A 25,306-nucleotide genomic window follows, 5' to 3' on the forward strand; every position below is an offset into this window, starting at 1 on the left:
AGGTTCGCTTCAGATTGTCAGAAAAACCGGCTCACAACAACGCCATCAGGCGCGGATCAGGGCATAGTCCTTCAGATCCAGAGACGCCATCTGCCGCGCATACTGGGTGGCAAACCCCGGGTACATGGTGGCATTGAAGCCATCCTCGGTGAGGTACCAGCTCTTGCAGCCGGAATTCCAGTTGGTCTTCGCCAGCCGCTTCTGGATCTCCCGGTTATGGCGGGCCTGGATATGGGCCTTCACATCCAGCGCCTTGATCTCCAGGGAGCGCAGCACCCGCACCGCTTTCAGGATGTACTCGATCTGGGATTCCATATACACCAGCGCCGAATTGTGACCGGGGCCGGAGTTGGGACCAAAGGTCATGTGCAGGTTGGGGTAACCGGACACATTGATACTCTTGTAGGCCTGGGCCCCGCGCCGCCATTCCTTGCCCAGTTCACGACTGCCAACACCCCTGACCGGGAACGGCGTACCGGCATTACACACATCAAAACCGGTGGCGAACACAATGCAATCGAACTGGTGCTCAATGCCCTCGGCGGTGCGAATACCCTTCTCACTGATCTTAGCGATCGGCCAGGTAACCAGCTCGCAGTTGTCCTGCTGCAGCGCCGGGTAATAGTCACTGGACATCAACACCCGCTTGCAGCCAATGCGGAAATCCGGCTTCAACTGACGGCGCATCCAGGGATCCTTCATCTGACTGTTCAGGTGCGCCTCGGCCACCTTCTCCACCACCCGCGTCAGCGGCGAATTCCACACAATACCCAACGCCACCGACTCATGGCCCAGATACAGCGCCTTGCGCACCGCCTTCTGACTGGCCGGCACCTTGCGGAACAGCGCCCTGTTCCAGCCCGGCGTGGCAAAATCCGGTTTCGGCAACACCCAGCCCGGCGTGCGCTGGAACACCTTCAGCTTCGACGCCTGCTTCACCAACTCCGGAATAATCTGCACCGCACTGGCCCCGGTACCAATCACCGCCACCCGCTTACCGGTGAAATCGTAATCGTGATCCCACCGCGCACTGTGAACCGTGTGCCCCTGGAACGACTCGATGCCCCCAATCTTCGGCAGCCCCGGATTCGACAACGGCCCCTGCGCCATCACCACCGAACGCGCCCGGAAAGTATCCCCCGCCGCCGTCGACGCAGACCAGACCCCCTCTTTCTCGCTGTACTCCAGCCCGGTGACATCCTGGTTGAATCTCACCATCCGCCGCAGATTGAACGAATCCGCCAGATAATGAACATACTTCAGAATCTCCCCACTGCCGGAAAAACTCCGCGACCAGTCCGGATTCGGCGCAAACGAAAATGAATACAGATTCGACGGAATATCACAGGCCGCCCCCGGATAAGTATTGTCCCGCCAGGTACCGCCAATCTCATCGGCCCGCTCCAGAATCACCACATCCCGGATACCGTCCTGCTGCAACCGCAACGCCGTACCAAGACCACCAAAACCCGCGCCGACAATCAGCACCTCGTGAATATGCACGTCCTGTTTAACCGGTTCGGCGACCACCTTGCGGCTCGCTTTCTTCTTACGTAGAGCGGTCTTGGATTTCTCAACAACAGTCGTCATAAAAACTCTCTCAGTTCCTAACAGCGGTTAACTCCCAATGCCGGCAGGCGAGGAGCGGGGGGCTCTTTTCTGCAGGGACAAAGGTGTCTGAGCGCAGCGAGTTCTTTTCCCGAAAGAAAAGAGCCCCCCCGCTCCTTGCCCTCCCCCAAAGGCAATAAGTCAGGCGGTTGTGCGCCAGGTCAGACCCTTGACCCAGGTAGGCACCGGCCCCACCACCCGACTGGGGATATAACTGGTCAACTTCACCAACGCATCCACCGGCACGTGATAAGGATGCGACCGATTCACCACCATCTTCCCGTGCTGACTGATAATCTGGAACCACGGATTACGGCGCCCTTCCGCCGTACGCCCGCCAATCCGCTCATACTTGTTCATCGCGTCATACAGGCGCTCTTCCTTCAGCCCCATGGCCACAATATTGTCCCGCATCTTGTTCAGCAGCGGCGCATAGGCCAGCACACCAAGAATCAGCTTGGGATTGGCCACCGTGCCAATCGCCTTCACCGCCAGCTGGTGCATCCGGCCCTGACCCAGCATCTCCATGACGTGGAAATCCACCCCCAGATGGCGCGCCTCATCGGCGTTGATCTTCTCGAACACCTCGTGGCACAGGGGATCGTCCACCTCCTCCAGCAGGAACTTCAACAAGGCGCCGTCCAGGGCGATCTCCAGCATCGGAATCACCGAACCCAACACCTCCAGCGGCATGTCATCGCTGTAGCGGTCCAGCCATTCAATGGTCAGCCGCAGATTGATATTCGGCTCCGGCAGCTCATCCCCGTCCAGCATGCCCCAGCGGCGCATCAGCGCCATCTCGGCGTTGGCGTGGCGTTGCTCCTCAGCGTGGAAGTAGGTGTAGATTTCACGCAGCGTGTCGGTGGGGGCTTTCTTGGCCATCGCCGCAAACCCCCGGGCGCCCACGTGCTCGATCCACATCAGATCCGCCATGAACGCCTTCAGCTTGGGCCACTGCTCCGGGCTGATCTTGTCTGCGCCCGGCGCCTCCCAGTCGATGTCCGCCAGCGCCCACTGGCTGTCCTTGATTCTGACAAGCATCTTGTCGAGATCGATATTCGCCATAACCTCGCTCCCCTCCCGGATGGAGTCATTCAGTGCAGCCGGCTAACGCCAAAACGGTTGATCAGCCCGGTACCCAGAGCGTAGGTGCGCGGAATCAGACGCTTGGCCCGCCAGATCATGCGGGCATCGAACTGCGGCATAACATAGAGATCGCCCCGGTCCAGAGCGTTCAGGGCATCGTTCACCACCCGCTCCGGCGGCATGCCGAATCGGTCCATCAGGCGATCAAACAGTTTCGAAGATTCACCGATAATGCGGCCGTTGGCCTTGATGTTGGTTTTTACCAGAGTGGGACACAGCGCCGTTACCGAGATACCGGAGCCGGCCAGCTCCGCCGCCATGGTCTCAGTCAGTGCCAGCGCACCGGCCTTGGTGACGTTGTAGGCGCCCATCAGCGGGGCTGCGGAAAAGCTCGCGGTGGAGGCAACATTGATAATGCCTCCGTGACCCAGCTGTTTCAGCTTCGGGGTAAACACATGGCAGCCGTGAATGACGCCCCACAGGTTGATCCCCAGCGTCCATTTCCAGTCCGTCATGGTCGCCTCGCCCACGGATTTACCGCCAACACCGACACCGGCATTGTTGATGACGAGACTGACCGGCCCGGGCAGAACCCGCTCGGCCTCCTCAGCCAGTGCTTCGACCTGGTTGAGCTTGCTGACGTCGCATTTGAACGCCCAGGCCTGGCCGCCCTGCTCTTCCACCAGCGACACGGTTTCCTTCGCGGTTGCCAGGTTGATGTCCGAGCACAGAACAGAGCCGCCCCGGCGGGCAATTTCCAGCGCGAAGGCACGGCCAATACCACTACCGGCCCCGGTTACGACCGCAGCGGCGCCACGGCTGGGTTTATTGGGCAAACGACTTCCGAACATGGAATACCTACACTTAAATTATCAGTGAATGATTCACCCACGATAAAGCGAACGCTTGTTCGGATTCAATTCGGAAAAATTATGGCCAGAAAACCTGTTCAACAACGCGCCAAAGCCACCGTGGACGCCATTGTCGAAGCCGGATTCATTGCCATGGCAGACCGTGGTCCGGCCGCCACAACTACCCGGCAAATTGCTGATATTGCAGGGGTTGGCGTGGGTTCCCTGTACGAATACTTCGAGAACAAGGAAGAGATCTTCCAGGTCATGAGCGAGCGTTTCGTGGCTGACACCATCGCCATGATCCAACCACTGATCCCGACCATTGTTCGGAAACCGATAAAGGAAGCGGTACTGGACCTGCTCGGACACTTCAGGGATTTTCTCCAGGCCGACAATGAGCGCTATCTGAAATGCGCCCGCTACGCCATGGCACTGGATTTCGAACAACACGTGGAACCACTGCAGAAAACCCTGTCGGAACTGGTCACCCAGTACCTGATGCATCACCCGGAAACCCTGAAGATCCGCAACATACCGACCATGAGCTACATCATGATCAATGGCGGTATCTATTCCGTGGTGCGGCACCTGTGTGATCCCGCACCGCCCATCACCTTTGACGAGCTTGCCGAGGGGCTGGCGGATATGGTTGGCCATTACACCGAGCGTGAGATGGCACTGGTTGCACCATAATGGTGCCAAATCGGTAACCGATATCGAAAATTACGATTTGCCTTGACCTATATCAGGCCCTACCATCGTGCACCCTTTTGGTGCCTAAAAGGATGGGCAACAGGTCATGGGACAGAGAAACGAACGACTGCGCTGGCAACTGGTGTCCGGGTTGCTGACCGCCCTGCATCTGGAGCGGCTCGCTGAGCGTTACAGCCGAAAGTCGGTGATGGCAGGCTTCAGCCTGATCAATGGCGGGCTCAGCATCGCCCTGGTGTCGTTCGTTGCACTGGCCACCCAGGAGGCTTTTATCTTTCCGTCACTGGGCGCCACTGCCTTTATTCTTTTCCACGTACCACTGGCAGAACCGGCCTCGCCCCGCAATACTCTGTGCGGTCACTTTGTCGGAGCCGCTATGGGGCTGCTGAGCCTGTATGTGTTTGGCCTGCAGAACCAGCCTTCAGCCTTCCTCAGTGGGGTGGACCTGGCCCGGGTCGGCGCTGCGGCACTTTCCCTGGGACTGACCGGCTGCCTGATGGTGCTGTTCCGCATTGCCCATCCGCCAGCGGGCGCGACGGCGCTGATTGTATCCCTCGGGCTCATGCCCGATCCGGCACAACTGCCGGTTCTCATGGCAGGTGTCAGTCTGTTGCTGGTACATGCCTTCGTGATGAACCGGCTGTCCGGCATTCCCTATCCGCTGTGGTCAGTACGGAAAAGCATCCCGGACGCGGGAGCCGCATCGAGGACCTGAGAGCCGCCGGATACCTTCGGCAATTCAGCTTCCGATAATGACACTACCGCTGCCGATGGTAACGCCGCCACAGGAAACCGCGCTGCCGGTAATGGCTGCAGGAATACCGTTGATCAGCACCGTACCGGAGCCGGCCGCAATTGCGCGCGGGTGAGGCGGGTGTTTGGGTTTGGAGTGCATGGCGAGGGGGTCGCCCAACCGTGCGACCGGTTTGCCATCAACCAGCACGTCGGGGGAGCCTGCAATGACAGGAGTGGGCGGAAAGCCCTGATGGTCCGTTCCGATATCGCCCAGCAATACAATCGCTTTACTCATTCCCTGAATTCCTTCTCTTCCGTGACAATCTGATTTCCAGAAGCCCTATCTTAAAGGCAATACGCTTACATGCCAAACGACCCGGTCTCACCCCCTGCCGGATAGCATGCCAAATGACCTGCATCAAAGGCGGGCCAGGGTGGCTCGTCTACAATTCTGTCATACGTTTATGCCATTGGAGGCCCACCATGTCACCATCCAGCCATTCGGAGTCCGCCGCTCCGACCTCCGGTTGCCCGGATTATGATCTCTGGAACCAGGGTTACGGTGTCATACAGCATTCCCCCGCCACCTGCGCCAGGGCCAAAGCCATGGCTGAAGAACTGGTGACCGAGGGACGACAGCCGGACACCGCCGCAGTGTTCCGCAAGTTGTGCGCACTGGATCGCCTTACCAGCGCGGGCTTATGGCTGGTCGCTCACATGACCTACACCAGGCGGGTGGACATCAGTGGTCAGCCATTGATGGCAGAAGATTTCAAAAGCCATCCCGAGGGCCACACCGGCGGCGCCCTGAACATGGTACCCGCCTACGCCGCCTATCTGGCACTGAACAACCTGACCGGGCAAACCCGCAGCTGGCTCATGGGCCAGGGGCATTGCGTTGCTGCTATCGATGCCCTTAACGTACTAACCGGTAACCTGCATCCGGAACAGCAGGCCCGGTACCTCGGCCCCGAGGGGCTGTCGAGACTGGCATCGGATTTTTACAGCTACTGCCAACGACCGGATGGCGGCATGGAAGCGCCACTGGGCAGCCACGTGAACCCTCATACAGCCGGTGGCATCATCGAGGGCGGCTACCTGGGATTTGCCGAACTTCAATATGCTCACATGCCACTACCCGGTGAATCCCTGGTGGCCTTCCTGTCCGACGGTGCCGCCGAGGAGCAACGGGGCAGCGACTGGATACCCCGATGGTGGCGGGCTGAAGACTGCGGCATGGTGATGCCCATCATGATTGCCAACGGTCGAAGGATCGAACAACGAACGGAACTGGGCACACAGGCGGGCCTGGAGCGATTTGAAGAGCACCTGTCAGGCCGGGGCTTCGCACCGGTGCGTTTTGACGGCCGCGACCCCGCAGCCTTTGTCTGTGTGCTATACGAGATGGAAAAAACACTGGCGGAAAACGGCAGGCAGGCCGCCCGCGGCGAACAACCCTATCCGGTCCAGGTTCCCTACGGCATTGCCGAGACCACCAAGGGCTTCGGCTTCTACGGCGCCGGTCGCAACGCAGCTCACAATTTGCCATTGCCCGGCAGTCCGCGAGTGGATGCCAGGGCCAGGAAACTTTTCCAGACCCACGCCGACCAGCTTTGGGTGGCGCCGGATGAGCTGGCCGGGAGTGTGCGCCAGCTTAATCAGCATCACGATCAGCAACGCCCGCTGGAACGGGATCACGCCCTGGCGATGCGCAATCCGTCGGAACCGATCATTCCGGAGATCCCCCGGGTCAGCGGCCATTGCTCTCCGATGCAGGCCGTCGACGATTTCTTTACCGCGCTGGTGACCGCCAACCCCGACCTGCGGGCACGGGTAGGCAATCCGGATGAACTCGCCAGCAATCGGCTCAACGGCGTTCTGGCTCAACTGAAACACCGGGTGAATGATCCCGAGTGCGATCAGGAATCGGTGCAGGGCAGGATAATCACCGCGCTCAATGAAGAGGCGGTGGTATCTGCCTGTCTCGCCAACAAGGCGGGGCTGAATCTGGTGGCCAGCTATGAAGCCTTCTGCGTGAAAATGCTGGGCGCCATTCGCCAGGAACTGATCTTTGCCCGTCACCAGAAGGAAGTGGGCCGTCCCGCCCGCTGGCTGGGCTTTCCGATCATTGCCACATCCCATACCTGGGAGAACGGCAAGAACGAGCAGTCCCATCAGGACACAACTTTCTGTGAATCTCTGCTGGCAGAAATGAACGACGTGTCGCGGGTGGTTTTTCCCGCCGACTACAACAGCGCACTGGCGGCTTTGCCCGGTATTTATCAGGGCCGGGGGACCCTGACCTGCATGGTAGTGCCGAAGCGGGAGCGACCGTGCCTGTTTAACGAGAAAGAAGCACAGGCACTGGCCCACAACGGCGCGTTAGTGGTGGACGAGGACACTTCCAGTGGAGAACCATTGCTGCTGATTGCCAACGGCGCCTACCAGCTATCAGAATTGATGCGCGCCTGCGACCGGCTGAGGGAGACTGGCACACCCTTTCGGTTGATCTATCTACAGGAGCCGGCCCGTTTCCGCCAGCCACGGGACGCTTGCGAAGCAACGGTCTGCCTTTCCGAGTTTGAACGGGAGCGACTGTTTCCCGCCCGGCTTCACCGTCGGGTAGCGTTGACCCACATGCGCCCGGAGGTGTTCCGCGGGCACCTGCATCGACTGTTTCCCGAACCACGGCAATCCCGGGTGCTGGGTTACATCAACCGAGGTGGCACTCTGAACGAGGCCGGCATGCTGTTTGCCAATCGTTGTTCCTGGGCCCACGCCCTGACAGCGTGCGCCAATGTCATGGAACGCCCTCCGGGTGAGTGGCTTTCCAGCACCGAACTCGCTGCCGTGGAGGGCCAGGGAAATCCCTCTGTGATTACCGGTAACCGGACGTAGGCAAGGCGCCAGGTTCTGGCGAAGGGTCAGCCCTCAACTGGTGAAAACAGGACCAAACCCCATATTCCAGATCAGAACCGATCCGACACGGGTAGACACCAGGATAACCAGTGCCACCGTCAGCAGCGCACCGCCGTACATGACAGCACGCTCTTTCTCGATTCCCATCACGATGGGTAGCCCGTCATACATCAACCAGGCGCCGTAACAGGCAGCCACGAGAAATACGATGGCGTTAAACCAGGGCACCGGATACAACAGGGCAAAACCGGCCAGGAACAGCGGGGTGCACGAATAGGATACCAGGGCTATACCATTTGAGGGCACATGCTCTTCCACGGCCCCGTAGGTCCTGGCCATCCAGTTAACGGCGTAACCCAGTGCAAACACACCTACCAGCATGGCGAGGTACGTCAGGACACTGAGCTGCAGGGCGCTGATTTCCGTCAGTTTGATCAGACGATCGTCACCCACGGTCCAGCCAAAATAGGCTGTTGATATGTAGGCGCATATGGGCGCAATCGCCGCCAGAACCAGCACATAGGCGACGTACAGACGGCGGGGTGGCGCGTGTTCTTTCCGGATGGAATTCCACTCGTCATCGGGGTGGGTAAAAAGACCAAACGCGTGTGACAGGAGCATTGCCGCCCTCCATTATTGTTATCGACTGCTATCTATTACGCTTCACCTTAAAAGCTAGATCAGAACGGCAAAAAACTCCAGTTAATTCAGCTATTACGGGGATCGGTTTCAGCGACCCAGGGCCGCTCCTTCTGGCGATCCCGGAAAGACAACAGACTCTCGACCCCCTCGAAACTCACCAGGTCGCGGAAATCCAGCCAGTCCACCAGGCAATACAGACACATTGCCGGGTAATTCCACTCTTCGAACTGACCATCATCAACCATCGCCGCCAGCGTTCTCAGCGTGGTCATGATGCGCTCTCGCTGCAGGTTGAAGAACATCACATCCGCCTGAGTGTCCAGGCCAGAGCGCTCCGAGAGCAGCAGCGTGACCGCTGAATCGTTGGCAGCGTCGACCAGGGTGAGCTGGTTCTGCTGGTTCCAGGTCAGCGGATCCCGGCCCTGCTTGGCACTCAGATAACGGGCAATAATGCGGGAATCGTAAATCTCCTGGTCACCGTCCACCAGCATCGGAATCTTCAACGCCGGATTGTTGCGGCGAAGTTCGTCACGCCCTTCACCATAAATGTCGAGGTTGACGAAGTCATGGGGCTCTTCATCCAGCAATATACGAATACGGCGAACGTAAGGTGATGTCGTGGAACCAATCAGTTTCATGTGCTCTCCAGTCGTCAGCGGGTTAAGTCCCGAACAGCGAAGCGGGGTCCGTGAAGGCATGCCCGGTTGCCTCGGCTACCTCTCTGTAGGTTATCCGTCCCTGATAGACATTCAGGCCGTGCAGCAGGTGAACGTCCTCCCTCATCGCCTGCTCCGGTCCCTTGTTGGCCAGTGCCACAATAAAAGGCAGCGTGACATTGTTCAACGCCAGCGTTGAGGTGCGGGCCACGGCGCCGGGCATGTTGGCCACGCAGTAATGTACCACGCCATCAACCTGGTAGGTGGGCGCATCGTGTGTGGTCGGCCTGGAGGTCTCGGTGCAGCCGCCCTGATCAATGGCCACATCGACAATCACGCTGCCTTCCGGCATGCGGGACACCATGTCACGGGTCACCAGTTTCGGCGCCGACGCGCCGGGAATCAGCACCCCGCCAATGACAAGATCTGATTCGATAACCGCCTGCTCCAGGGTCTCGGCGGTGGAAAACAGGGTGCTGATCCGGTTCCCATACAAGTGATCCAGTTCCCGCAGTACGTCCATATTTCTGTCCAGCACAGTCACCTGCGCACCCAGCCCAACCGCCATGGCCACCGCATTCTGACCCACCGTACCTCCGCCAATAACCGTGACCCGGGCCGGGGCCACTCCGGGCACACCGCCAAGTAGCACCCCTCGCCCACCCATGTATTTCTCCAGGCAGTGAGCCCCGGCCTGAATCGACATCCTCCCCGCGACTTCCGACATCGGCGCCAGCAATGGCAGCCGCCCATGGCTGTCGGTTACGGTCTCGTAGGCGATGCAGGTGGCCCCGGAGCGCACCAGATCGTCTGTCTGCGACTGGTCGGGCGCCAGGTGAAGGTAGGTGAACAGGGTATGATTCGCCGTCAGCAAGGTGCGTTCGTCAGCCTGAGGCTCTTTGACTTTGACAATCAGACCGGCACTGGCAAACACCGCGGGGCCATCGTCGAGGATCTGAGCGCCTGCGTCACGGTAGAGCTGGTCAGAAAACCCGATGGCGGCACCCGCTCCGGTTTCCACAAACACCTCATGATTATGGGAGGCCAATTCCCGCACGGCCGCCGGAGTCATACCCACGCGGTATTCGTGATTCTTTACTTCCCTGGGGACGCCTATCTTCATTACCAGTACCTCTCAGGTCCGTGACTGACGGTGTTTCCTGAAGCAAAGTGTAGTAAAAAGGTGAGATACCGGAAGAAACATCAAGCCAGCAAGGAGCAGGAACGACCATGAAGATGATCACAACCACCCTATCCGCCGTCACGATCGCAATGTCACTGGCCAGCACACAGGTAATCGCCGACATGCAGACCGAAACCGTCGAATATTCCGTTAACGGGGACACCTTCACCGGCTATCTCGCCTGGGACGATGACGTCGATGGCAAACGCCCGGGTGTACTCGTCGTCCATGAATGGTGGGGGCACAACGAATTTGCCCGCGACCAGGCGGAAAAGCTGGCCAAAGCCGGCTACACGGCCTTCGCGCTGGACATGTACGGTTCTGGCAAGGTCGCCGACCATCCTGACGACGCCAAACAGTTCATGCAGGAAGCCACCAGTGACATCGACAACATCAAATCCCGCTTCGTGGCAGCAATGGAATTGCTGCAGGAGCACGACAGCGTCGATGGCGACCGCATTGCCGCCCAGGGGTACTGTTTCGGTGGCGCCGTGGTACTGAACATGGCGAGGCTGGGTGTCGATCTGGATGGCGTGGTGAGCTATCACGGCGCTCTCGGCAGCCCCATCAAGGCCGAGGCCGGCCAGGTCAGCGCCCGCGTGCAGGTCTATACCGGCGGAGCCGACCAGATGGTGCCGTCTGATCAGGTTGCCGGTCTGGTCACGGAGATGCAGGATGCGGAAGTGGACCTGACCCTGGTGTCATTCCCGGGCGTTCTGCACTCTTTCACCAACCCGGAGGCCGACAGGATTGGAAAGGAATTCGACATGCCTGTCGGCTATGACAAAGCCGCAGCTGACCGTTCCTGGGACGGCACACTGCGTTTCTACAACGAGATTTTTGCGGAATAAGCGGACACGAGAAGAATCGCGTTACAGGGCACCAGCAATGGTGCCCTTCACTTCCGCCATCAACTCGTCTACCGACTTGTCACTGGTAGTAACCGGCGGATGGATAACGATTTCAATAATACCAGGACTGAAAGCCGCAGTACCCTTGGGCAGGCGATCGTGAGAGCCCCGGATGGTCACCGGAAGTATCGGCAACTTCCCGTCCCTGGCAATCACAAAACCGCCTTTCTTGAACGGCAGCAAGTGGCCATCCAGGGAACGCGTGCCTTCCGGGAACAGCAGTATTCCGGTGCCATCCGGCAACTGGGCAACACCGCGCTTGATACTCTCCAGGGCAGCGCTGCCTTTTGAGCGGTCGATAAACAGGTTTCTCGAGGTTTCCAGCGCCAGCCCGAACAGCGGCACCTTTCTCAATTCCTTCTTGATGACCCAGCGATATTGCAGTCCCAACGCCAAGACCAGTGCCGGCGGATCAAAGTAGGACGCGTGGTTGCTGAGAATCACGTAGCGTTGCCCCGGCACGATGTTCTCCCTGCCGGTCACCACCAGGCGGATACCGGTTACCTTGAGGATGGTCCACGCAAAGACCTGGGTACCATGGAAGGCGGCATCACCACGCTTGCCCACCAAGGCAGCAATGACGATCGGGAAGAACAGCAGAAGGGTCAGCAGGGCAGCCCAGAACAGAATCCAGATTGCTTTGACGAATTGCAGCATAGAAGGGGTTCCTGAACATCTCAATAACGCCAGTCAATAACGGGCAACAGGGGCGTAAAGATTACACAGGGAACCTGGAATCACAAATTTCAGGAGGGGCCAAAGGCATAAAAAAAGGCAGCCGAAGCTGCCTTTTTTGGCGGTTATTGCTTAATCCGGGAGGGATTACAGAGCAACAACGTTCTCCGCCTGAGGACCTTTCTGGCCCTGGGTAACGGTGAACTCAACCTGCTGGCCTTCTGCCAGAGTTTTGAAACCGCTGCCCTGAATAGCGCTGTAGTGAACAAAAACGTCCGGGCCGCCTTCACGAGTGATAAAGCCAAAGCCTTTTGCTTCGTTGAAGAACTTAACAGTACCGGTAGTAGTAGACATACTTAAACTTCCTGAAATCAATCATATTATCTGCTGCCAGACACCTTCGTGGTGCAGGGTCAGCGTTTGACGGAAATACAGAACTCGCGGAATCAAAAACAGGACGGTCACTACTAACTGCGGAGGTACGTCTTATTCATGAAATGCTTTGCTGAATCTTTCCTACGCAAAATACTCTACTCCTGATTCAGGGGATTGCCAAGAGTATTTTTAATAATTTCTGTAGGTATAGATACCCATCACCCGCGAAGCAGGCCAAACGTATAAATTCCCAGCGCTGTCATGAGGATGGAGCCGACCACATGAGCCAATACACCGGCAATGGCCATACTCCACTTGCCCTCCTGGATGGCGGCGAACATCTCCAGCGAGAAAGTGGAAAAGGTGGTTAACGCACCGCACAGACCAGTGATGGCAAACAGTCGCCATTCCGGGGCCAGGGAACTGCCATGCATGAAAAAGCCGATTAACAGCCCCACCAGCCACCCGCCTGTAAGGTTCGCAGCCAGCGTACCCAGCGGGATGACGTGGTAACTGGCGTTCAGCCACAAACCCAGCGCCCAACGAAGGTTGGCGCCGATCACGGCGCCAACACTCACGGCAACAAAGGACAGCCACATATCAGATCACTGCCCGGTTATGCAGGATTATGATCAATCACCGTGTCCTTGTTACGGGCAAACTCATCAAACGGGAAGTCGTCCACGGTGAGCATTTCCAGCACCACCGTCTCGTACTGCCGCATGAAGTCTGCCTCTTCCTTGGTGTATACACCGGCTTCCAGAGCCGCTTCGAAGCGCTCTTCCGGATGCAGCGCGGTCATTGGCAATTCGCCCTTGGCGTAGGCCTTGGTAACCTTGCGATAGAGCTGCTCGGCCTTGTCGTAATCCTGCAGAAGACCGTTGTAGCGGGCCACCGGATTTTCCACCTTGCCTTCGCCATCGGTGGTCCAGGCACTGGCAATCAGCTTGCTGCGGATCGGGGTGTCGGTGGAGATCGCACGGGCCAGACTGCGTGCCAGGTCATCATGGGGTGCGTCCCAGCGGCGACCGAGCGGCATGGTCACAGCGCGCAGAGCCATCGCCACCGGACGGTTGGGCAGATTCTGGAGGAATTCATCCAGTGCGTTTTCCGTGCGGTGGAGCAACAGAGCCAGGCTGTACTCCATCACTTCCTTCTCACCTTCCACCGGCTGGGTTTCGTGCCAGTTCTTCAGCACCATGGACGCCAGATACAGGTTGGACAGCATGTCACCCAGCCGCGCGGAGATCAGTTCACGCATTTTCAGTTCACTGCCCAGGGTGGTCATGGCGGCATCACCGCACAGGCCAAAGGCGGCACTGAAGCGGGCAACGGCCTGGGCGTACTTGCGGCTGGCGCTGTCGAACGGTACGTCCGCACGGCCTATTCCCAGGGCCTGGGTGAAGGCACGGGCAGCGTTGCCAAAGATCAGACCAGCGTGCCCGAAGAAGGCATCATCGAACGCGTCGATGTCGTCATTGTCCTTCGCAGCCAGCTCCTTGAGCACGTAGGGGTGGCAGCGGATAGCGCCCTGACCGAAGATCATCAGGCTGCGAGTCATGATGTTGGCGCCTTCCACGGTGATGGACACCGCGGCACCACTGAAGCCGATACCGAGGTAGTTACGGGGTCCGAGAGTGACCGTCTTGCCACCGTGAACATCCATGGCATCGGTCAGCACACTGCGCTGGAACTCGGTCAGGTGATACTTGAGGATCGCCGACGGCACGGCCGGTTTCTCGCCCTTGTCGATCATGTTGGCGGTGTGGTTTACCGCTGCCTGGGAAATGTAAGTCTTGGCGGCAATCCGCGCCAGGGGCTCCTGCACCCCTTCCATATCCGCGACCGGGGTATTGAACTGACGACGAATCCGGGTGAAGCCACCGGCAGTGCCCACAGCATAAGCCGCAGCACCGGCCGCCCCGGATGGCAGGGTGATACAGCGACCCACGGACAGGCATTCAACCAGCATACGCCAGCCCTGACCGGCCATTTCCTGACCACCGATAATGTAATCCAGCGGAATGAAGACATCTTTGCCCTTGATCGGGCCATTCAGGAACGGATGACCAATCGGGCAATGACGGCGACCGATTTCCATCCCCTTGGTGTCTCGGGGAATCAACGCACAAGTGATGCCGTAGTCTTCCGTATCGCCCAGCAATCCGTCCGGGTCGAACATGCGGAACGCCAAGCCGACCACGGTGGCGATCGGTGCCAGGGTAATCCAGCGTTTCTCGAAGTTGAGCCGGATGCCCAGTACTTCCTTACCGTCAACCTCCTGCTTGCAGACAATGCCGGTGTCCGGCAGGGAGGTGGCGTCCGAACCGGCGCGGGGACCGGTCAGACCGAAACAGGGGATCTCACGCCCGTCCGCCAGGCGCGGCAGGTAGTGGTTCTTCTGCTCTTCGGTACCATACTTGACCAGCAACTCGCCCGGGCCGAGGGAATTCGGCACGCCTACGGACACCATCAGCATCTCGTTGGCCGCCAGCTTCTGCAGCACCGCGGTTTGAGCCTTAGCCGAGAAATGCAGGCCGCCGTATTCCTTCGGGATAATCATGCCGAAGAATTTCTCTTTCTTCAGGAAGTCCCACAGTTCTTTCGGCAGATCGGCACGCTCGACCGCCAGGTCCCAGGCGTTACACATGGAGATGGCCTGGTTGCACTGGTTATCCACAAATGCCTGTTCTTCATCGCTCAGGCCGGTGTTGCGATTGATCAGCAGGTTGTGCCAATCCGGCTGGCCGGTGAACAGTTCACCATCCCAGCCCACAGTGCCCGCTTCGAGGGCGACCTTCTCCGTCTCGGAAACCTTGGGCGCCACCTTCTTGAACATGGCGAAAATGCGCGGTGTCAGCCAGCTCTGGCGGAATCCCGGCAGTCCGGCTGCAGCGGTTACGCCGGCACCGATAAACAGAATCAGCGCGAGTGTTCCGGAAGCAAATATCAGGGACAACAGCCCCACCACCACCATCACACCAATGGCCGGCTTGGCGCCGGACTCCCGGCGCGCCACGGTCAACAGACCGGCCACCGCGATCACGAACAGAATGAAAGTCATCATAAGGTCTCTCTGTCATTCATGGATTGAATATCGAAGACTACATTTCGTTACGTTCAAGGTAACCGATCAGATGATTCCTGGCCAGTAATCACATCATGATCAGGCAGTTACAATCACCCGAATGCCTTCCAGGGACAGGCTGGCCTGCGTGAGCGCCGATTTTGCCGCCTCGAACTGGTCCTGGAAAAATCCGATCTCTTCGTCCCGGATGGCCGGGTTCACTTTCTTCAGCGCCTCAAGACGACGGATTTCCGGCTCAAACACCCGGTTTAACTGTTCCAGTGCCTTTTCACGCATCGGTTCCAGATGAGGGTCCGCCAGCCCCTCGGCGTGATCAACCATGGTTTCCACCTGTGGCCGGATCTGCGGCACGATCGCCTGCGCAGTGCGCCGACGGATATTGGAGCAGAGATCGTTCAGGCGGTCATGGGGCAAGGCGGCGGACAGATCGCGACCATTGACATCCACCAGCAAACGCAGCGGCGACACCGGCAGATAGCGTGACAACTGCAATGATTCGGGTGCCGGGCAGTGCACCGTGAACAAAGCTTCCAGCAATAAAGTACCTGCAGGCAGAGCCTTGACCGACAGACTGGCGAGCGCGGCCTTGCCGAGGCCGGAACTGGTCACCGAGTCCATCACGCCGGTCACCAGCGGGTGCTCCCAGCTCATGAACGCCATGTCTTCGCGCTCCAGCGCCTGCTGCCGGCTCCAGGTGACGGTCAGACCATCTTCCGGCAACTCGGACACATGCCCGGCGTGATAGTGCTCGCCAGGCTTGAGCACATCGGCTTGCTCGGAATGATCTTCGATATCCACGCCGAGGATATCGAACGCGTCGACCATATAATCCCGCACCTCAGCGGAGCCCTCTTCCTCTTCGATCTGCCCAATCAGGTCATTCGCCACGTCGCGGCGACAGGAATTCATTTCGATCAGTGCATCGCGCCCATTCTGTAGCAGCGTACGCAGGCGTTCGGCCTCCGCGCTGGAATCCGCCAGCACGGTGTCCAGTTCTGCAAATTCGCCATCCACCACGCGCTGCCACTCGGCCTGGACCTTGTCCTGCACCGCAACGCCAACGGAACAGCTCTCACCAAAGGCATTGAGGCCTTCATGGAACCAGCGGAACTGGGCCTCCTGAACCGTGCCTTCCAGATAGGGAATGTGGATGTCGATAGTGTCGGACTGGCCAATACGATCGAGCCGCCCGATACGCTGCTCCAGCAAGTCCGGGTTGGCTGGCAGGTCAAACAACACCAGGTGGTGGGCGAACTGGAAGTTGCGCCCCTCGCTGCCAATCTCGGAACAGATCAGCGCCTGGGCACCCTGTTCGGTGTCGGAGAAATAGGCCGCCGCCCGGTCCCGTTCAATCAGGCTCAGGTGCTCGTGGAACGCCGCACTGCGGATACCGGCCCGCAGCTGCAGATAATGCTCCAGCGCCATGGCCGTGCTGGCGTGGGCACAGATAACCACCACCTTGGCCGGCTTCAGGCTGGTCAGGTTTTTTTCCAGCCAGGCCACCCGGGGGTCGTCCGCCAGCCACTGCTCTTCGTCCAGCGCACGTTCCGGCGCCAGATTTCCGAGGCCAAACCGGTGGGGCTGATAGCTGTCGGGACACGGCAGGGGGACCGGCAGGACACGACGTTCCGGGAAGCCCTGAATCGCAGCCCGGGTGTTACGGAACAGCACGCGCCCGGTACCGTGGCGATCCAGCAGGGCATCGATGATGGCCTGTTGCGGCTCGGGGGACTCTTCCAGCACAGCCAGCTCGTCACCCAGCCAGTTCTCCAGGGCCGCCCGGTCTTCCGGCGTCAGGCTGTCACCGTTGTCCTGCAGGCGGCGCACCACCTCATTGATGGCTTCGTACTGCTGCTCTTCCTCACGGAAGGCCTCAAGATCGTGGAAACGGGCAGGGTCCAGTAGCCTCAGGCGGGCAAAGTGGCTGGCCACGCCTACCTGTTCCGGCGTTGCGGTCAGCAACAACAAGCCCCGGCTGGCCGCCGACAGGTCTTCCACCAACTGGTATTCCGGGCTTACCTGCTCCGGACTCCAGGCCAGATGATGGGCCTCGTCCACCACCATCAGGTCCCAGCCGGCCGCCACCGCATCCTTCTGGGCCTGCGGGCTGGACTTCAGGAAGTCGAGGCTGCACAGAACCAGTTGATCGCTTTCAAACGGATTGACCGAGAACGCATCCCCGAACACCTTGTTGACCAGGGCGTCGACGTCGTCCTCACTTTCAGACAGCGCATCGTAGCGGCCCTGATCGATAATGGAGAATCGCAGGTTGAAACGCCGCAGCATTTCCACCAGCCACTGGTGAATCAGCGAATCCGGCACCACGATCAACGCCCGTTTCGCGCGACCGGTGTGCAGCTGATAGTGAAGGATCAGGCCCGCTTCAATGGTTTTGCCGAGGCCCACTTCGTCGGCCAGCAACACCCTTGGCGCATGGCGGCTGGCCACTTCGTGGGCAATGTAGATCTGGTGAGGCAGGTGCTGGGTACGGGCCCCGATCAGGCCCTGGGCGGAGGATGCCCGCAAACGATCCTGGTGCTGCAGGGTCGCAACGCGAAGCCGGAAGGCGCCGTTGCGGTCAAACTGGCCGGCAAACAGGCGCTGATGGGGCGCAGAGAAATTCACCGAACTGCTCAACTTGACTTCGGATATCTGCTGGATGTCTTCGCCATCGTCGGCGTGGTACATCATCACGCCACCCAACTCTTCCACCGCACGCACGGTATAGCGATCGCCATCGAAGGTCTCGATCTCTTCACCGATCTGGTAAATGATGCGGGACAGGGGGGCGTTATCAATAGCGTAGGTGCGCTCTTCGTCGGCTGCCGGGAACCCGAGGGTGACCCGACGTCCCGAGATGTCGGTGACAATTCCAAGCCCGAGACCGGTGTCGCTGTGGCTGACCCAGCGCTGGCCGATGACAAAATCCGATGCGTCCAAGAAACCTCCGTCGCGTTTCAATTCAGGGTGTCTGTTAAGTCGTTGTTTCCGTAAGTGTCATTAATTCAGCTGTTTGTAGTCTGCGCCGCTCTCACGCACCCAGTAAGCCGCCGCGCCACACACCGCCGCCGGTACCACCACCAGGTTCAACACCGGCACCATGGCGGCCAGCGCCACCGGCAGACCAAATCCGAAGGCAGACAGCCGGGTATCTCCCAATAGCTTGCGCAATGCTGGGAAACTGACCTTATGATTGTCCGCCGGGTAATCCACGTACTGCAGCGACATCATCCAGCAGTTAAAGAGGAACCACAGCACGGCAGCCACCAGGTTAACCACCGGAATCAGCCCAATGATCAACAGGCCGATGGCCCGCGGCAGGTAATAGAGAATTTTCTGCACCTCACGCCACAGGGCGCGGGGAATGTCCCGGATGATCTCGCCCCAGCCATCGTCGGTGCTGACCTCCTGGCCGGTAAGGTGCTTCTCGGTCAGCTCCGCCAGGTAGCCATAGAAGGGTGACCCGATCAGGTTCGCCAGAATGACAAACCCGTAGGCCAGCATCAGCAGAATCACCACGCCGTACAGAATCCAGAACAACCAGTCCAGGCTCTGCAGCCAGGCCCAGTCAGGCAACCAGCCCATGGCGGCAGCGATCATGGCGGCGAACAGTTCAGCGAGAAAATAGAACAGCAAACCGAACAGCAGGATGTTGATAATCAGGGGAATAACCACGAACAAGCGCAGGCCAGGCTGGCGAATCAACCTGAAACCTTCACCGAGGTAGCCCAGGCCACGAAAAAAGTTTCCCTTCAACATAGGTGGCATTACCTCCGCTTCAATGACAGTGACGGGGCGCAAAGCATACCATGTTGCCACACTCACCACAGCCCGATGAGATCCCGGATTCACGGATGTGAGAATTTCTCCAGTTCTCTTGTGCGATATTTCCTACAAGCTCGTAAGCCCTTGCGGAAACATTGCGTAGGCACTCCGATCACATAAAACCGCAGCTCAACTAACTTACTGTTTTACCTAAACTAACCAAAGGCGTCATACAAATGACGGCGTAAGGACCTGCGTATGTCACACGTTTGTCAGACCAGGGTTGCTATAGTGGATTCGTCAGGGATGACAGGGAAACGGAAGACGCACAGGACGCACCCCGGCAACTGGATGCAGGGAGAGGCAGGGATACATGGACGCCTCGCTTAAGGGAAATCTTTCTGGATAGCTGGCTCGGACGCTGGCACCACGGAGTGGCTCAAGGATAACGCAACAAGGCAGTTGCAAATTTCGCAAGGACGCGACGACCTGTTCCGAAAAGGGCAGCCTGAGGGTTGCCCTTTCTTTTTCTATGCTCCCGGTAACCCTTCCACCAGATAAATCCTGACCTGATTGAATTCTTCGAACTCGTTGAGGTCCGGCCAGGTCCTGCCTTCAATCACCGTTTGACGCTGGTACCGCTCGTCACCCAGATTCCTGACCCGGGAATCCGCAAGCAGCACCTGGGGGGCGACGCTATGAAATGCCTGTAGCAACGGCTTGTTCTCCGGATCATAGAGCACATCCGCCGCCGTCACCACGTCGATACCTTCCGGCTTGGCATGCCAGTCTTCACACAGAGTCACCGCAACGTTGTTTAGCCGCGCATTGGCAGTAGCGGCGTCGAGCGCAGCCGGATCAATATCACAGACGATGGCTTCAGCTGCACCCGCCATCGCTGCGGCAATCGCCACCACACCGGAGCCGGAACCGAAGTCCAGCACCCGCTTGCCTGCCACCCGTTGTGGGTTCGCCAGGATCCAGGCCGCCAACACCTGCCCGCTTGCCCAGCAAAAGGACCAGTAGGCGGGTTCCGCCACCACAGCCTGCGCTTCCTCATGACTCAGCGGCCCTTCCAGTACCGTGGGATCAAACAGATAGAGGGCAATTTGCGGACACCCGGCCGGTCGGGTAACCGCAACCCGCCCACGGCTGAGGGTCTTCTGCAGGTGTTGGTTGAGTACGTCCTCGTTCATCACGGCTCCGGATCGCTGGTTATGAAAGCGCTGCATTGTAGCTTGTGCCAGCGGACAGCCATACCTGCAGGCGAGCAAAAAACCACCGTCTCCGTTATACTGCAGCGACATTTTTCCTACGACCCAAACCACTGAAATGGCCTCCAGACCCGATACCGACGATTACCTCTCCCTGTTTCTGAATGATACGCCGATGATGGACGTCCGCGCCCCGACGGAGTTCAACAGGGGCAGCTTCCCGTGCGCGGAGAATGCCCCGCTGATGAATGACGAGGAACGTCACCGGGTCGGCATCTGCTATAAGGAAAAGGGCCAGGACAAGGCCATTGAACTCGGCCACCAACTGGTTTCCGGTGACATCAAGGGCCAGCGCATTGAGGCCTGGAAGCGCTTCATTGCCAATCATCCCGACGGCTACCTGTTCTGTTTCAGGGGCGGGCTGAGGTCGCGGTTAACGCAACAGTGGATCCGCGATTCAGGCATCGATTACCCGCTGATCAAGGGCGGTTACAAGGCGCTTCGACGTTTCCTGATCGACAGCCTGGAATCCGTGGCAGCGTCTTCCGGGTTCATCATCCTGAGCGGCCGTACTGGCACCGGGAAAACCCGGGTGCTGCAACAGCTGCCCAACCCGGTGGATCTGGAAGGACTGGCCAATCATCGGGGTTCCAGTTTCGGCCGGAAGGTAACGCCCCAACCTTCGCAAATCGATTTCGAGAACCGTCTGGCGGTGGCCATGCTCAAAGCCAAACATCGTATCGGTGGCCCGATTTACCTGGAGGATGAAAGTCGGCTTGTGGGACGCTGTGCGCTGCCGGACAGCCTGAAGGAGCGAATGTCCGAAGCTCCCCTGATGGTGCTGGAGCAGCCAATGTCGGAGCGAGTTGCTATTATCCGCGAAGATTATGTCGAAAACATGCTTGCCGACTATACTGCCCGGGACGGCTCCGAGGCCGGCTGGCTGAACTTCCATGACTACCTGCTCAGCGCACTGGACCGGATCCGCAAGCGACTGGGCGGAGAAAGGCACAAACACCTTCGGGAGTTGATGACCGAAGCTCTGGATCAACAGCGGGACCAGGGCGATCCGGGCGGTCACAATCGATGGATCCAGACACTGCTGGAAGACTATTACGACCCGATGTACGACTATCAACTGAATCAGAAGAAGGGGCGAATTGTGGTCCAGGGCCCTCCGGCTACCATCATTGACTGGGCCAATCGCTAAACAGTTTCGTAGGAAAACCTGAATATTCACCTGAAAACTAACGAAGAACAAGGAGTCGCCTGATGGAAGATCTGTTTGGTGCAGACGGAAAAGCCTCTGAGATTGTCGATCAGGGTATCACCCTGATCATGAGCTACGCGCCTAAAGTCGTTCTTGCAATTATCACCCTGATTGTCGGCCTCTGGCTGATCAAGCGATTTGTTGCCGTCCTCGATGCCAAGTTGAGCCAGAAAGACCCGACACTGAACAAGTTCCTGTGCGGTCTGATCGGTACAATCCTCAAGATCCTGCTGCTGATTTCCGTCGCCTCCATGGTCGGCATTGCCACCACCTCATTCATTGCCGTCCTCGGTGCTGCCGGCCTGGCCATCGGCCTGGCCCTGCAAGGCAGCCTGGGCAACTTTGCCGGTGGGGTGCTGATCCTGATCTTCAAGCCATTCAAGGTGGGTGACACCATCGAGGCCCAGGGCTTCCTCGGTGCGGTCGACGAGATCAGCATCCTGTATACCATCGTCAACACCTTCGACAACCGCCGCGTCGTCATCCCCAACGGCAGCCTGTCCAATGCAACCCTGGTGAATGTCAGCATTTATGACAAGCGCCGCTGCGACATGACGTTCGGCATTGGCTATGACGATGACATCGACAAGGCCAAGGCCATCTGCCAGCGCCTGTTCGAGGAAGACGATCGCTCGCTGATGGATCCGCCGCCAAGAATCTGCGTGGGCGGGCTTGGTGACAACTCCGTCGACATCATGTTCCGAGCCTGGGTAGCCACTGACAATCTCTGGCCGTACTACTGGGATATGCAGGAAAAGGTGAAGAAAGCGTTCGATGAAGAAGGCATCACCATTCCTTTCCCACAGCGCGATGTACACGTTTACACCCACTCAGGGGAATCGGGACAGGTGACTCAATAATACATCCGGTTACTCGCATTCTGCTCAGCCTCAACTAAGCTGACGATAATGGCGCTGGTTCTCCACCAGGGGAGCCAGCGACAGGCCACCGGGGTCAGGCATAGAACAACCACCGGCCCCAGTTCGCTGTCATTGCTGGTAGGAGGTTGTCACTATGCCGGTACAGCAATTGAAGGATTTCCTCGATCAGGCCAACGTGGAATACATGTGCCTGTCCCACCCTCCAGCGTTCACCGCCCAGGAACTGGCCCACCACGTAAAAATTGCGGGTGACCGGGTTGTCAAAACCGTCATCATAGAGCTCGATGGAAAAATGGCCATGCTGGTCATGCCCGCCACCTGGCGTATTCGCTGGGACCGCCTCTCCGGCATCCTTGATACCGATTTTGTCGACCTTGCCGACGAGCAGGAATTCCAGGACCGCTTTCCCGAGTGCGAAGTCGGCGCCATGCCTCCCTTCGGCAATCTGTTCGAAATGTCAGTCTATTGTGCCGAAGCCCTGACGGAACAGCAGGAACTGGCGTTTGCCGCAGGCACGCATACCGAATCGGTACATATGAAAACCACCGATTTTCTGGAACTGGTACAGCCGATGGTGCTCAACCAGGGGTTCACCAAGCCGGGCGCCCAGAAACCAGCCTGGCTGGCAAAAGGCCGTCGTCGCCCGGAACATCTATCCAGATCTCGGGTACCAAGGGCCGCCGGCTACTGACCGACGGTGCCGGACAGTGTCGGGTCGCTTGTCTGAAATCTTCCATCGCGTAAACTGGAAGCCTCAGACAGGAACCCGTTATGACTCAAGCTTTTGACATAGTTGTTGCCGGTGCCGGCATGGTGGGTGCAGCCCTGGCCACGGGCCTGGGCCAGAGCGGTTTCCGCGTGGCCCTCGTTGACAAAGCCGGCGCTCCATCCTTCGACGCCAGTTCGCCTCCCGACATTCGTGTTTCCGCCCTCAGCGCCGGGAGTGAACGCTACCTGCAGCAACTCGGCGCCTGGTCACGGATGTTGGCCATGCGAACCACGGTATACCGCCGTCTTGCGGTCTGGGACCAGACGCAACATTCCCTCAGCAGCCTCATCCCCCGCAAACTGGGCGAGGTCGTCTTTGACGCTGCCAGCCTCTCGGCCACCCATCTGGGCCACATTGTTGAGAATCGGATCACCCAGCAGGCGCTGTGGCAATGTGCCGAAGAGCCGCCCTCCGTGACTGTTCTCTCGGGCAACGGCGTGACCAAGGTGGATAACGGCAACGATCAGGCAACCGTGACCCTGGAAGATGGTAGCGAACTGACCTGTGAACTGGTGATTGGCGCCGACGGTGCCCTGTCACGGATACGGGACATGGCGGGTATTGGCGTCACCCGTGACCAGTATGCCCAGCAGGCCATGGTCGTCTCGGTGCGTTACCTGGGGCCGGTGGAAGACATCACCTGGCAGGCCTTCCATCCGTCCGGCCCCCGGGCCTTCCTGCCACTGCACAGCGCGGGCGATCAACACCCCGGAGAACGCTGGGCATCACTGGTCTGGTACGACGCTCCCGGAGAACTCGCCCGACTGAAGTCGCTGGACACCGAATCTCTGATGGAGGAGATCCAGAAGGGCTTCCCCACTGACCTGCCACCACTGACACACGTCGATGCCCGGGCCAGCTTCCCCATCGCCCGGCAACACGCGAAACAGTACAGCAATGGGCGAGTAGTTCTGGTCGGCGACGCTGCCCATACCATCAACCCATTGGCTGGACAGGGCGTCAACCTCGGCTTCCAGGACGCCGCCTGTCTGCAATCCCTGATTCGCGAGGCCCGACGGGCCGGCTGCGATCTCGCTGACCCACAGTGGCTTGCACGCTACGAGCAGCAACGGCGCCCCGCCAACCGCCGCATGATGCTGGCGATGGACGCCTTCTACCACCTGTTCAGCAACCGCATCCCGCCGATTCACCTGTTACGCAACCTCGGCCTGGGGGCGGCCCGCGCCCTGCCCTTCGCCCGCAACCAGGTCGCCCGCTACGCCATGGGGATCGACGAGGAACTGCCGGCGGTTCTCAAACAGATCACCGCCCGTTTACCGGGGCTGAATCAGTTCTGAAACCGGTATAAAAAAACCAAGGAGCCCTACATGTCAGAAACGATTTTCACCAAGATCATCAACCGGGAAATTCCGGCAGACATTCTCTACGAGGACGACCTCAGCCTGGCGTTCAGTGACATCAATCCGCAGGCACCGGTGCATTTTCTGGTGATCCCGAAAAAGCCCATCGCCACCATCAATGACATCACCGAAGCCGACCGCGAGCTGGTCGGACATCTGTATCTGGTAGCAGCGCAGGTTGCCCGGGAAAAGGGGGTAGCAGACGATGGCTATCGGGTGGTGATGAACTGCGGCGAAAACTCCGGGCAGACGGTGTTTCACATCCACCTGCATGTACTGGCCGGCAAGCCACTGGGTTGGCCTCCGTATACTGACAAGATGAAGCAGGCCTGAGGCTTTGGGAGTAGGCAAGCGGGCCGGTAATGCTGTTTGGGACACGCTCAAGGCATCCATGCGCGCTTAGCTTTGGCCATCCATGGCCAAAGATAGTCCCAAACAGCATTACCGGCCCACTTGCTCGTACCTTGGTGCCAATGCTTCGAAAAGACTTGAGCGCACTTCGGTGATAGTAAATCCGGGCTTCTCCCAGCCCCGGTTGGCCGGTGTGTGGTTCGGCTTTCCGGGACTATCTTTCGCCATGGATGGCGAAAGCTAAGCGCCCAC

23 protein-coding genes are annotated in these 25,306 nt (G+C 58.9%); 9 read left to right on the top strand and 14 right to left on the bottom strand.

Going from position 1 to position 25,306, the window contains the following annotated elements; all coding sequences use genetic code 11:
- Nucleotides 1-45 precede the first annotated feature (45 nt).
- The 3 genes from ACJO3M_RS18705 to ACJO3M_RS18715 form a co-directional block, all read right to left on the bottom strand.
- Nucleotides 46-1,590 carry a flavin-containing monooxygenase gene (locus ACJO3M_RS18705; protein WP_407002896.1) on the bottom strand — a complete coding sequence of 515 codons (1,545 nt, stop codon included), beginning with the start codon at nt 1,588-1,590 and terminating at the stop codon, nt 46-48.
- Nucleotides 1,591-1,749: 159 nt separating this feature from the next.
- Nucleotides 1,750-2,673 (bottom strand): ferritin-like domain-containing protein, encoded by a 924-nt coding sequence (locus ACJO3M_RS18710; protein WP_407002897.1) that lies wholly within the window; start codon nt 2,671-2,673, stop codon nt 1,750-1,752.
- 29 nt (nt 2,674-2,702) lie between these two features.
- Nucleotides 2,703-3,530 (bottom strand): SDR family NAD(P)-dependent oxidoreductase, encoded by an 828-nt coding sequence (locus tag ACJO3M_RS18715; protein ID WP_407002898.1) that lies wholly within the window; start codon nt 3,528-3,530, stop codon nt 2,703-2,705.
- A gap of 96 nt (nt 3,531-3,626) precedes the next feature.
- On the opposite strand from ACJO3M_RS18715, the gene ACJO3M_RS18720 reads away from it, so the two are divergent.
- Together ACJO3M_RS18720 and ACJO3M_RS18725 are read left to right on the top strand one after the other, a co-directional pair.
- Entirely contained in the window at nt 3,627-4,241 is a 615-nt protein-coding gene (locus ACJO3M_RS18720; protein ID WP_406989436.1) for a TetR/AcrR family transcriptional regulator, read from the top strand.
- 106 nt (nt 4,242-4,347) lie between these two features.
- On the top strand, nt 4,348-4,974 hold the full coding sequence (locus ACJO3M_RS18725; protein WP_407002899.1) for an HPP family protein: 627 nt from the start codon (nt 4,348-4,350) through the stop codon (nt 4,972-4,974).
- Between the two features lie 24 nt (nt 4,975-4,998).
- On the opposite strand, the gene ACJO3M_RS18730 is transcribed toward ACJO3M_RS18725, so the two are convergent.
- A complete protein-coding gene (locus ACJO3M_RS18730) occupies nt 4,999-5,289 on the bottom strand; it encodes a type VI secretion system PAAR protein (RefSeq protein ID WP_406989438.1) in 291 nt (96 codons plus the stop codon).
- Between the two features lie 188 nt (nt 5,290-5,477).
- On the opposite strand from ACJO3M_RS18730, the gene ACJO3M_RS18735 reads away from it, so the two are divergent.
- Nucleotides 5,478-7,892: a phosphoketolase family protein gene (locus ACJO3M_RS18735; RefSeq protein WP_407002900.1), complete on the top strand. Its 2,415-nt coding sequence runs from the start codon at nt 5,478-5,480 to the stop codon at nt 7,890-7,892.
- A 33-nt stretch (nt 7,893-7,925) separates the two neighbouring features.
- On the opposite strand, the gene ACJO3M_RS18740 is transcribed toward ACJO3M_RS18735, so the two are convergent.
- The 3 genes from ACJO3M_RS18740 to ald form a co-directional block, all read right to left on the bottom strand.
- Complete coding sequence (locus ACJO3M_RS18740; protein WP_407002901.1) at nt 7,926-8,534, bottom strand: Yip1 family protein; 609 nt, start codon at nt 8,532-8,534, stop codon at nt 7,926-7,928.
- Between the two features lie 86 nt (nt 8,535-8,620).
- On the bottom strand, nt 8,621-9,193 hold the full coding sequence (locus tag ACJO3M_RS18745) for a glutathione S-transferase family protein (protein ID WP_407002902.1): 573 nt from the start codon (nt 9,191-9,193) through the stop codon (nt 8,621-8,623).
- A 22-nt stretch (nt 9,194-9,215) separates the two neighbouring features.
- Complete coding sequence (gene ald, locus ACJO3M_RS18750) at nt 9,216-10,334, bottom strand: alanine dehydrogenase (protein WP_407002903.1); 1,119 nt, start codon at nt 10,332-10,334, stop codon at nt 9,216-9,218.
- A 107-nt stretch (nt 10,335-10,441) separates the two neighbouring features.
- On the opposite strand from ald, the gene ACJO3M_RS18755 reads away from it, so the two are divergent.
- A complete protein-coding gene (locus ACJO3M_RS18755) occupies nt 10,442-11,245 on the top strand; it encodes a dienelactone hydrolase family protein (protein WP_407002904.1) in 804 nt (267 codons plus the stop codon).
- 21 nt (nt 11,246-11,266) lie between these two features.
- On the opposite strand, the gene ACJO3M_RS18760 is transcribed toward ACJO3M_RS18755, so the two are convergent.
- The 7 genes from ACJO3M_RS18760 to ACJO3M_RS18790 form a co-directional block, all read right to left on the bottom strand.
- Nucleotides 11,267-11,962, bottom strand: coding sequence for a lysophospholipid acyltransferase family protein (locus tag ACJO3M_RS18760; protein WP_407002905.1), 696 nt, complete (start codon nt 11,960-11,962; stop codon nt 11,267-11,269).
- 165 nt (nt 11,963-12,127) lie between these two features.
- On the bottom strand, nt 12,128-12,334 hold the full coding sequence (locus ACJO3M_RS18765) for a cold-shock protein (RefSeq protein WP_008172950.1): 207 nt from the start codon (nt 12,332-12,334) through the stop codon (nt 12,128-12,130).
- A 239-nt stretch (nt 12,335-12,573) separates the two neighbouring features.
- Entirely contained in the window at nt 12,574-12,954 is a 381-nt protein-coding gene (crcB, locus tag ACJO3M_RS18770; protein WP_407002906.1) for a fluoride efflux transporter CrcB, read from the bottom strand.
- 17 nt (nt 12,955-12,971) lie between these two features.
- The gene (locus ACJO3M_RS18775) at nt 12,972-15,419 is read right to left on the bottom strand and encodes an acyl-CoA dehydrogenase (protein WP_407002916.1); all 2,448 of its coding nucleotides are present in this window, start codon (nt 15,417-15,419) and stop codon (nt 12,972-12,974) included.
- A 102-nt stretch (nt 15,420-15,521) separates the two neighbouring features.
- Nucleotides 15,522-18,383, bottom strand: a complete 2,862-nt coding sequence (gene rapA, locus ACJO3M_RS18780; RefSeq protein ID WP_407002907.1) for an RNA polymerase-associated protein RapA — start codon at nt 18,381-18,383, stop codon at nt 15,522-15,524.
- A gap of 60 nt (nt 18,384-18,443) precedes the next feature.
- On the bottom strand, nt 18,444-19,202 hold the full coding sequence (gene cysZ / locus ACJO3M_RS18785; RefSeq protein ID WP_407002908.1) for a sulfate transporter CysZ: 759 nt from the start codon (nt 19,200-19,202) through the stop codon (nt 18,444-18,446).
- A gap of 536 nt (nt 19,203-19,738) precedes the next feature.
- On the bottom strand, nt 19,739-20,404 hold the full coding sequence (locus ACJO3M_RS18790) for a class I SAM-dependent methyltransferase (RefSeq protein ID WP_407002909.1): 666 nt from the start codon (nt 20,402-20,404) through the stop codon (nt 19,739-19,741).
- 136 nt (nt 20,405-20,540) lie between these two features.
- On the opposite strand from ACJO3M_RS18790, the gene mnmH reads away from it, so the two are divergent.
- The 5 genes from mnmH to ACJO3M_RS18815 all read left to right on the top strand — a co-directional run bounded on the left by mnmH (nt 20,541) and on the right by ACJO3M_RS18815 (nt 25,036).
- A complete protein-coding gene (gene mnmH / locus ACJO3M_RS18795) occupies nt 20,541-21,632 on the top strand; it encodes a tRNA 2-selenouridine(34) synthase MnmH (RefSeq protein WP_407002910.1) in 1,092 nt (363 codons plus the stop codon).
- Between the two features lie 62 nt (nt 21,633-21,694).
- Nucleotides 21,695-22,552: a mechanosensitive ion channel family protein gene (locus ACJO3M_RS18800; RefSeq protein WP_407002911.1), complete on the top strand. Its 858-nt coding sequence runs from the start codon at nt 21,695-21,697 to the stop codon at nt 22,550-22,552.
- A 154-nt stretch (nt 22,553-22,706) separates the two neighbouring features.
- Nucleotides 22,707-23,264, top strand: coding sequence for an aminoacyl-tRNA deacylase (locus ACJO3M_RS18805; protein ID WP_407002912.1), 558 nt, complete (start codon nt 22,707-22,709; stop codon nt 23,262-23,264).
- 80 nt (nt 23,265-23,344) lie between these two features.
- Entirely contained in the window at nt 23,345-24,640 is a 1,296-nt protein-coding gene (locus ACJO3M_RS18810; protein WP_407002913.1) for an FAD-dependent monooxygenase, read from the top strand.
- Nucleotides 24,641-24,670: 30 nt separating this feature from the next.
- Complete coding sequence (locus ACJO3M_RS18815) at nt 24,671-25,036, top strand: histidine triad nucleotide-binding protein (protein WP_407002914.1); 366 nt, start codon at nt 24,671-24,673, stop codon at nt 25,034-25,036.
- Nucleotides 25,037-25,306 lie beyond the last annotated feature (270 nt).

This window comes from Marinobacter alkalisoli (assembly GCF_045449795.1).
Classification (GTDB): Bacteria; Pseudomonadota; Gammaproteobacteria; order Pseudomonadales; family Oleiphilaceae; genus Marinobacter.

What these genes read in the sequence shown, in the direction of transcription:
- ACJO3M_RS18755 (WP_407002904.1), top strand. Translation starts at nt 10,442, where the DNA reads ATGAAGATGATCACAACCACCCTATCCGCCGTCACGATCGCAATGTCA.
- ACJO3M_RS18735 (WP_407002900.1), top strand. Translation starts at nt 5,478, where the DNA reads ATGTCACCATCCAGCCATTCGGAGTCCGCCGCTCCGACCTCCGGTTGC.
- ACJO3M_RS18805 (WP_407002912.1), top strand. Translation starts at nt 22,707, where the DNA reads ATGCCGGTACAGCAATTGAAGGATTTCCTCGATCAGGCCAACGTGGAA.
- ACJO3M_RS18745 (WP_407002902.1), bottom strand. Translation starts at nt 9,193, where the DNA reads ATGAAACTGATTGGTTCCACGACATCACCTTACGTTCGCCGTATTCGT.
- ACJO3M_RS18775 (WP_407002916.1), bottom strand. Translation starts at nt 15,419, where the DNA reads ATGACTTTCATTCTGTTCGTGATCGCGGTGGCCGGTCTGTTGACCGTG.
- ACJO3M_RS18720 (WP_406989436.1), top strand. Translation starts at nt 3,627, where the DNA reads ATGGCCAGAAAACCTGTTCAACAACGCGCCAAAGCCACCGTGGACGCC.
- ACJO3M_RS18760 (WP_407002905.1), bottom strand. Translation starts at nt 11,962, where the DNA reads ATGCTGCAATTCGTCAAAGCAATCTGGATTCTGTTCTGGGCTGCCCTG.
- ACJO3M_RS18710 (WP_407002897.1), bottom strand. Translation starts at nt 2,673, where the DNA reads ATGGCGAATATCGATCTCGACAAGATGCTTGTCAGAATCAAGGACAGC.
- ACJO3M_RS18790 (WP_407002909.1), bottom strand. Translation starts at nt 20,404, where the DNA reads ATGAACGAGGACGTACTCAACCAACACCTGCAGAAGACCCTCAGCCGT.
- ACJO3M_RS18705 (WP_407002896.1), bottom strand. Translation starts at nt 1,590, where the DNA reads ATGACGACTGTTGTTGAGAAATCCAAGACCGCTCTACGTAAGAAGAAA.
- ACJO3M_RS18730 (WP_406989438.1), bottom strand. Translation starts at nt 5,289, where the DNA reads ATGAGTAAAGCGATTGTATTGCTGGGCGATATCGGAACGGACCATCAG.
- ACJO3M_RS18765 (WP_008172950.1), bottom strand. Translation starts at nt 12,334, where the DNA reads ATGTCTACTACTACCGGTACTGTTAAGTTCTTCAACGAAGCAAAAGGC.
- mnmH (WP_407002910.1), top strand. Translation starts at nt 20,541, where the DNA reads ATGGCCTCCAGACCCGATACCGACGATTACCTCTCCCTGTTTCTGAAT.
- ald (WP_407002903.1), bottom strand. Translation starts at nt 10,334, where the DNA reads ATGAAGATAGGCGTCCCCAGGGAAGTAAAGAATCACGAATACCGCGTG.
- ACJO3M_RS18800 (WP_407002911.1), top strand. Translation starts at nt 21,695, where the DNA reads ATGGAAGATCTGTTTGGTGCAGACGGAAAAGCCTCTGAGATTGTCGAT.
- crcB (WP_407002906.1), bottom strand. Translation starts at nt 12,954, where the DNA reads ATGTGGCTGTCCTTTGTTGCCGTGAGTGTTGGCGCCGTGATCGGCGCC.
- ACJO3M_RS18725 (WP_407002899.1), top strand. Translation starts at nt 4,348, where the DNA reads ATGGGACAGAGAAACGAACGACTGCGCTGGCAACTGGTGTCCGGGTTG.
- ACJO3M_RS18740 (WP_407002901.1), bottom strand. Translation starts at nt 8,534, where the DNA reads ATGCTCCTGTCACACGCGTTTGGTCTTTTTACCCACCCCGATGACGAG.
- ACJO3M_RS18815 (WP_407002914.1), top strand. Translation starts at nt 24,671, where the DNA reads ATGTCAGAAACGATTTTCACCAAGATCATCAACCGGGAAATTCCGGCA.
- ACJO3M_RS18810 (WP_407002913.1), top strand. Translation starts at nt 23,345, where the DNA reads ATGACTCAAGCTTTTGACATAGTTGTTGCCGGTGCCGGCATGGTGGGT.
- cysZ (WP_407002908.1), bottom strand. Translation starts at nt 19,202, where the DNA reads ATGTTGAAGGGAAACTTTTTTCGTGGCCTGGGCTACCTCGGTGAAGGT.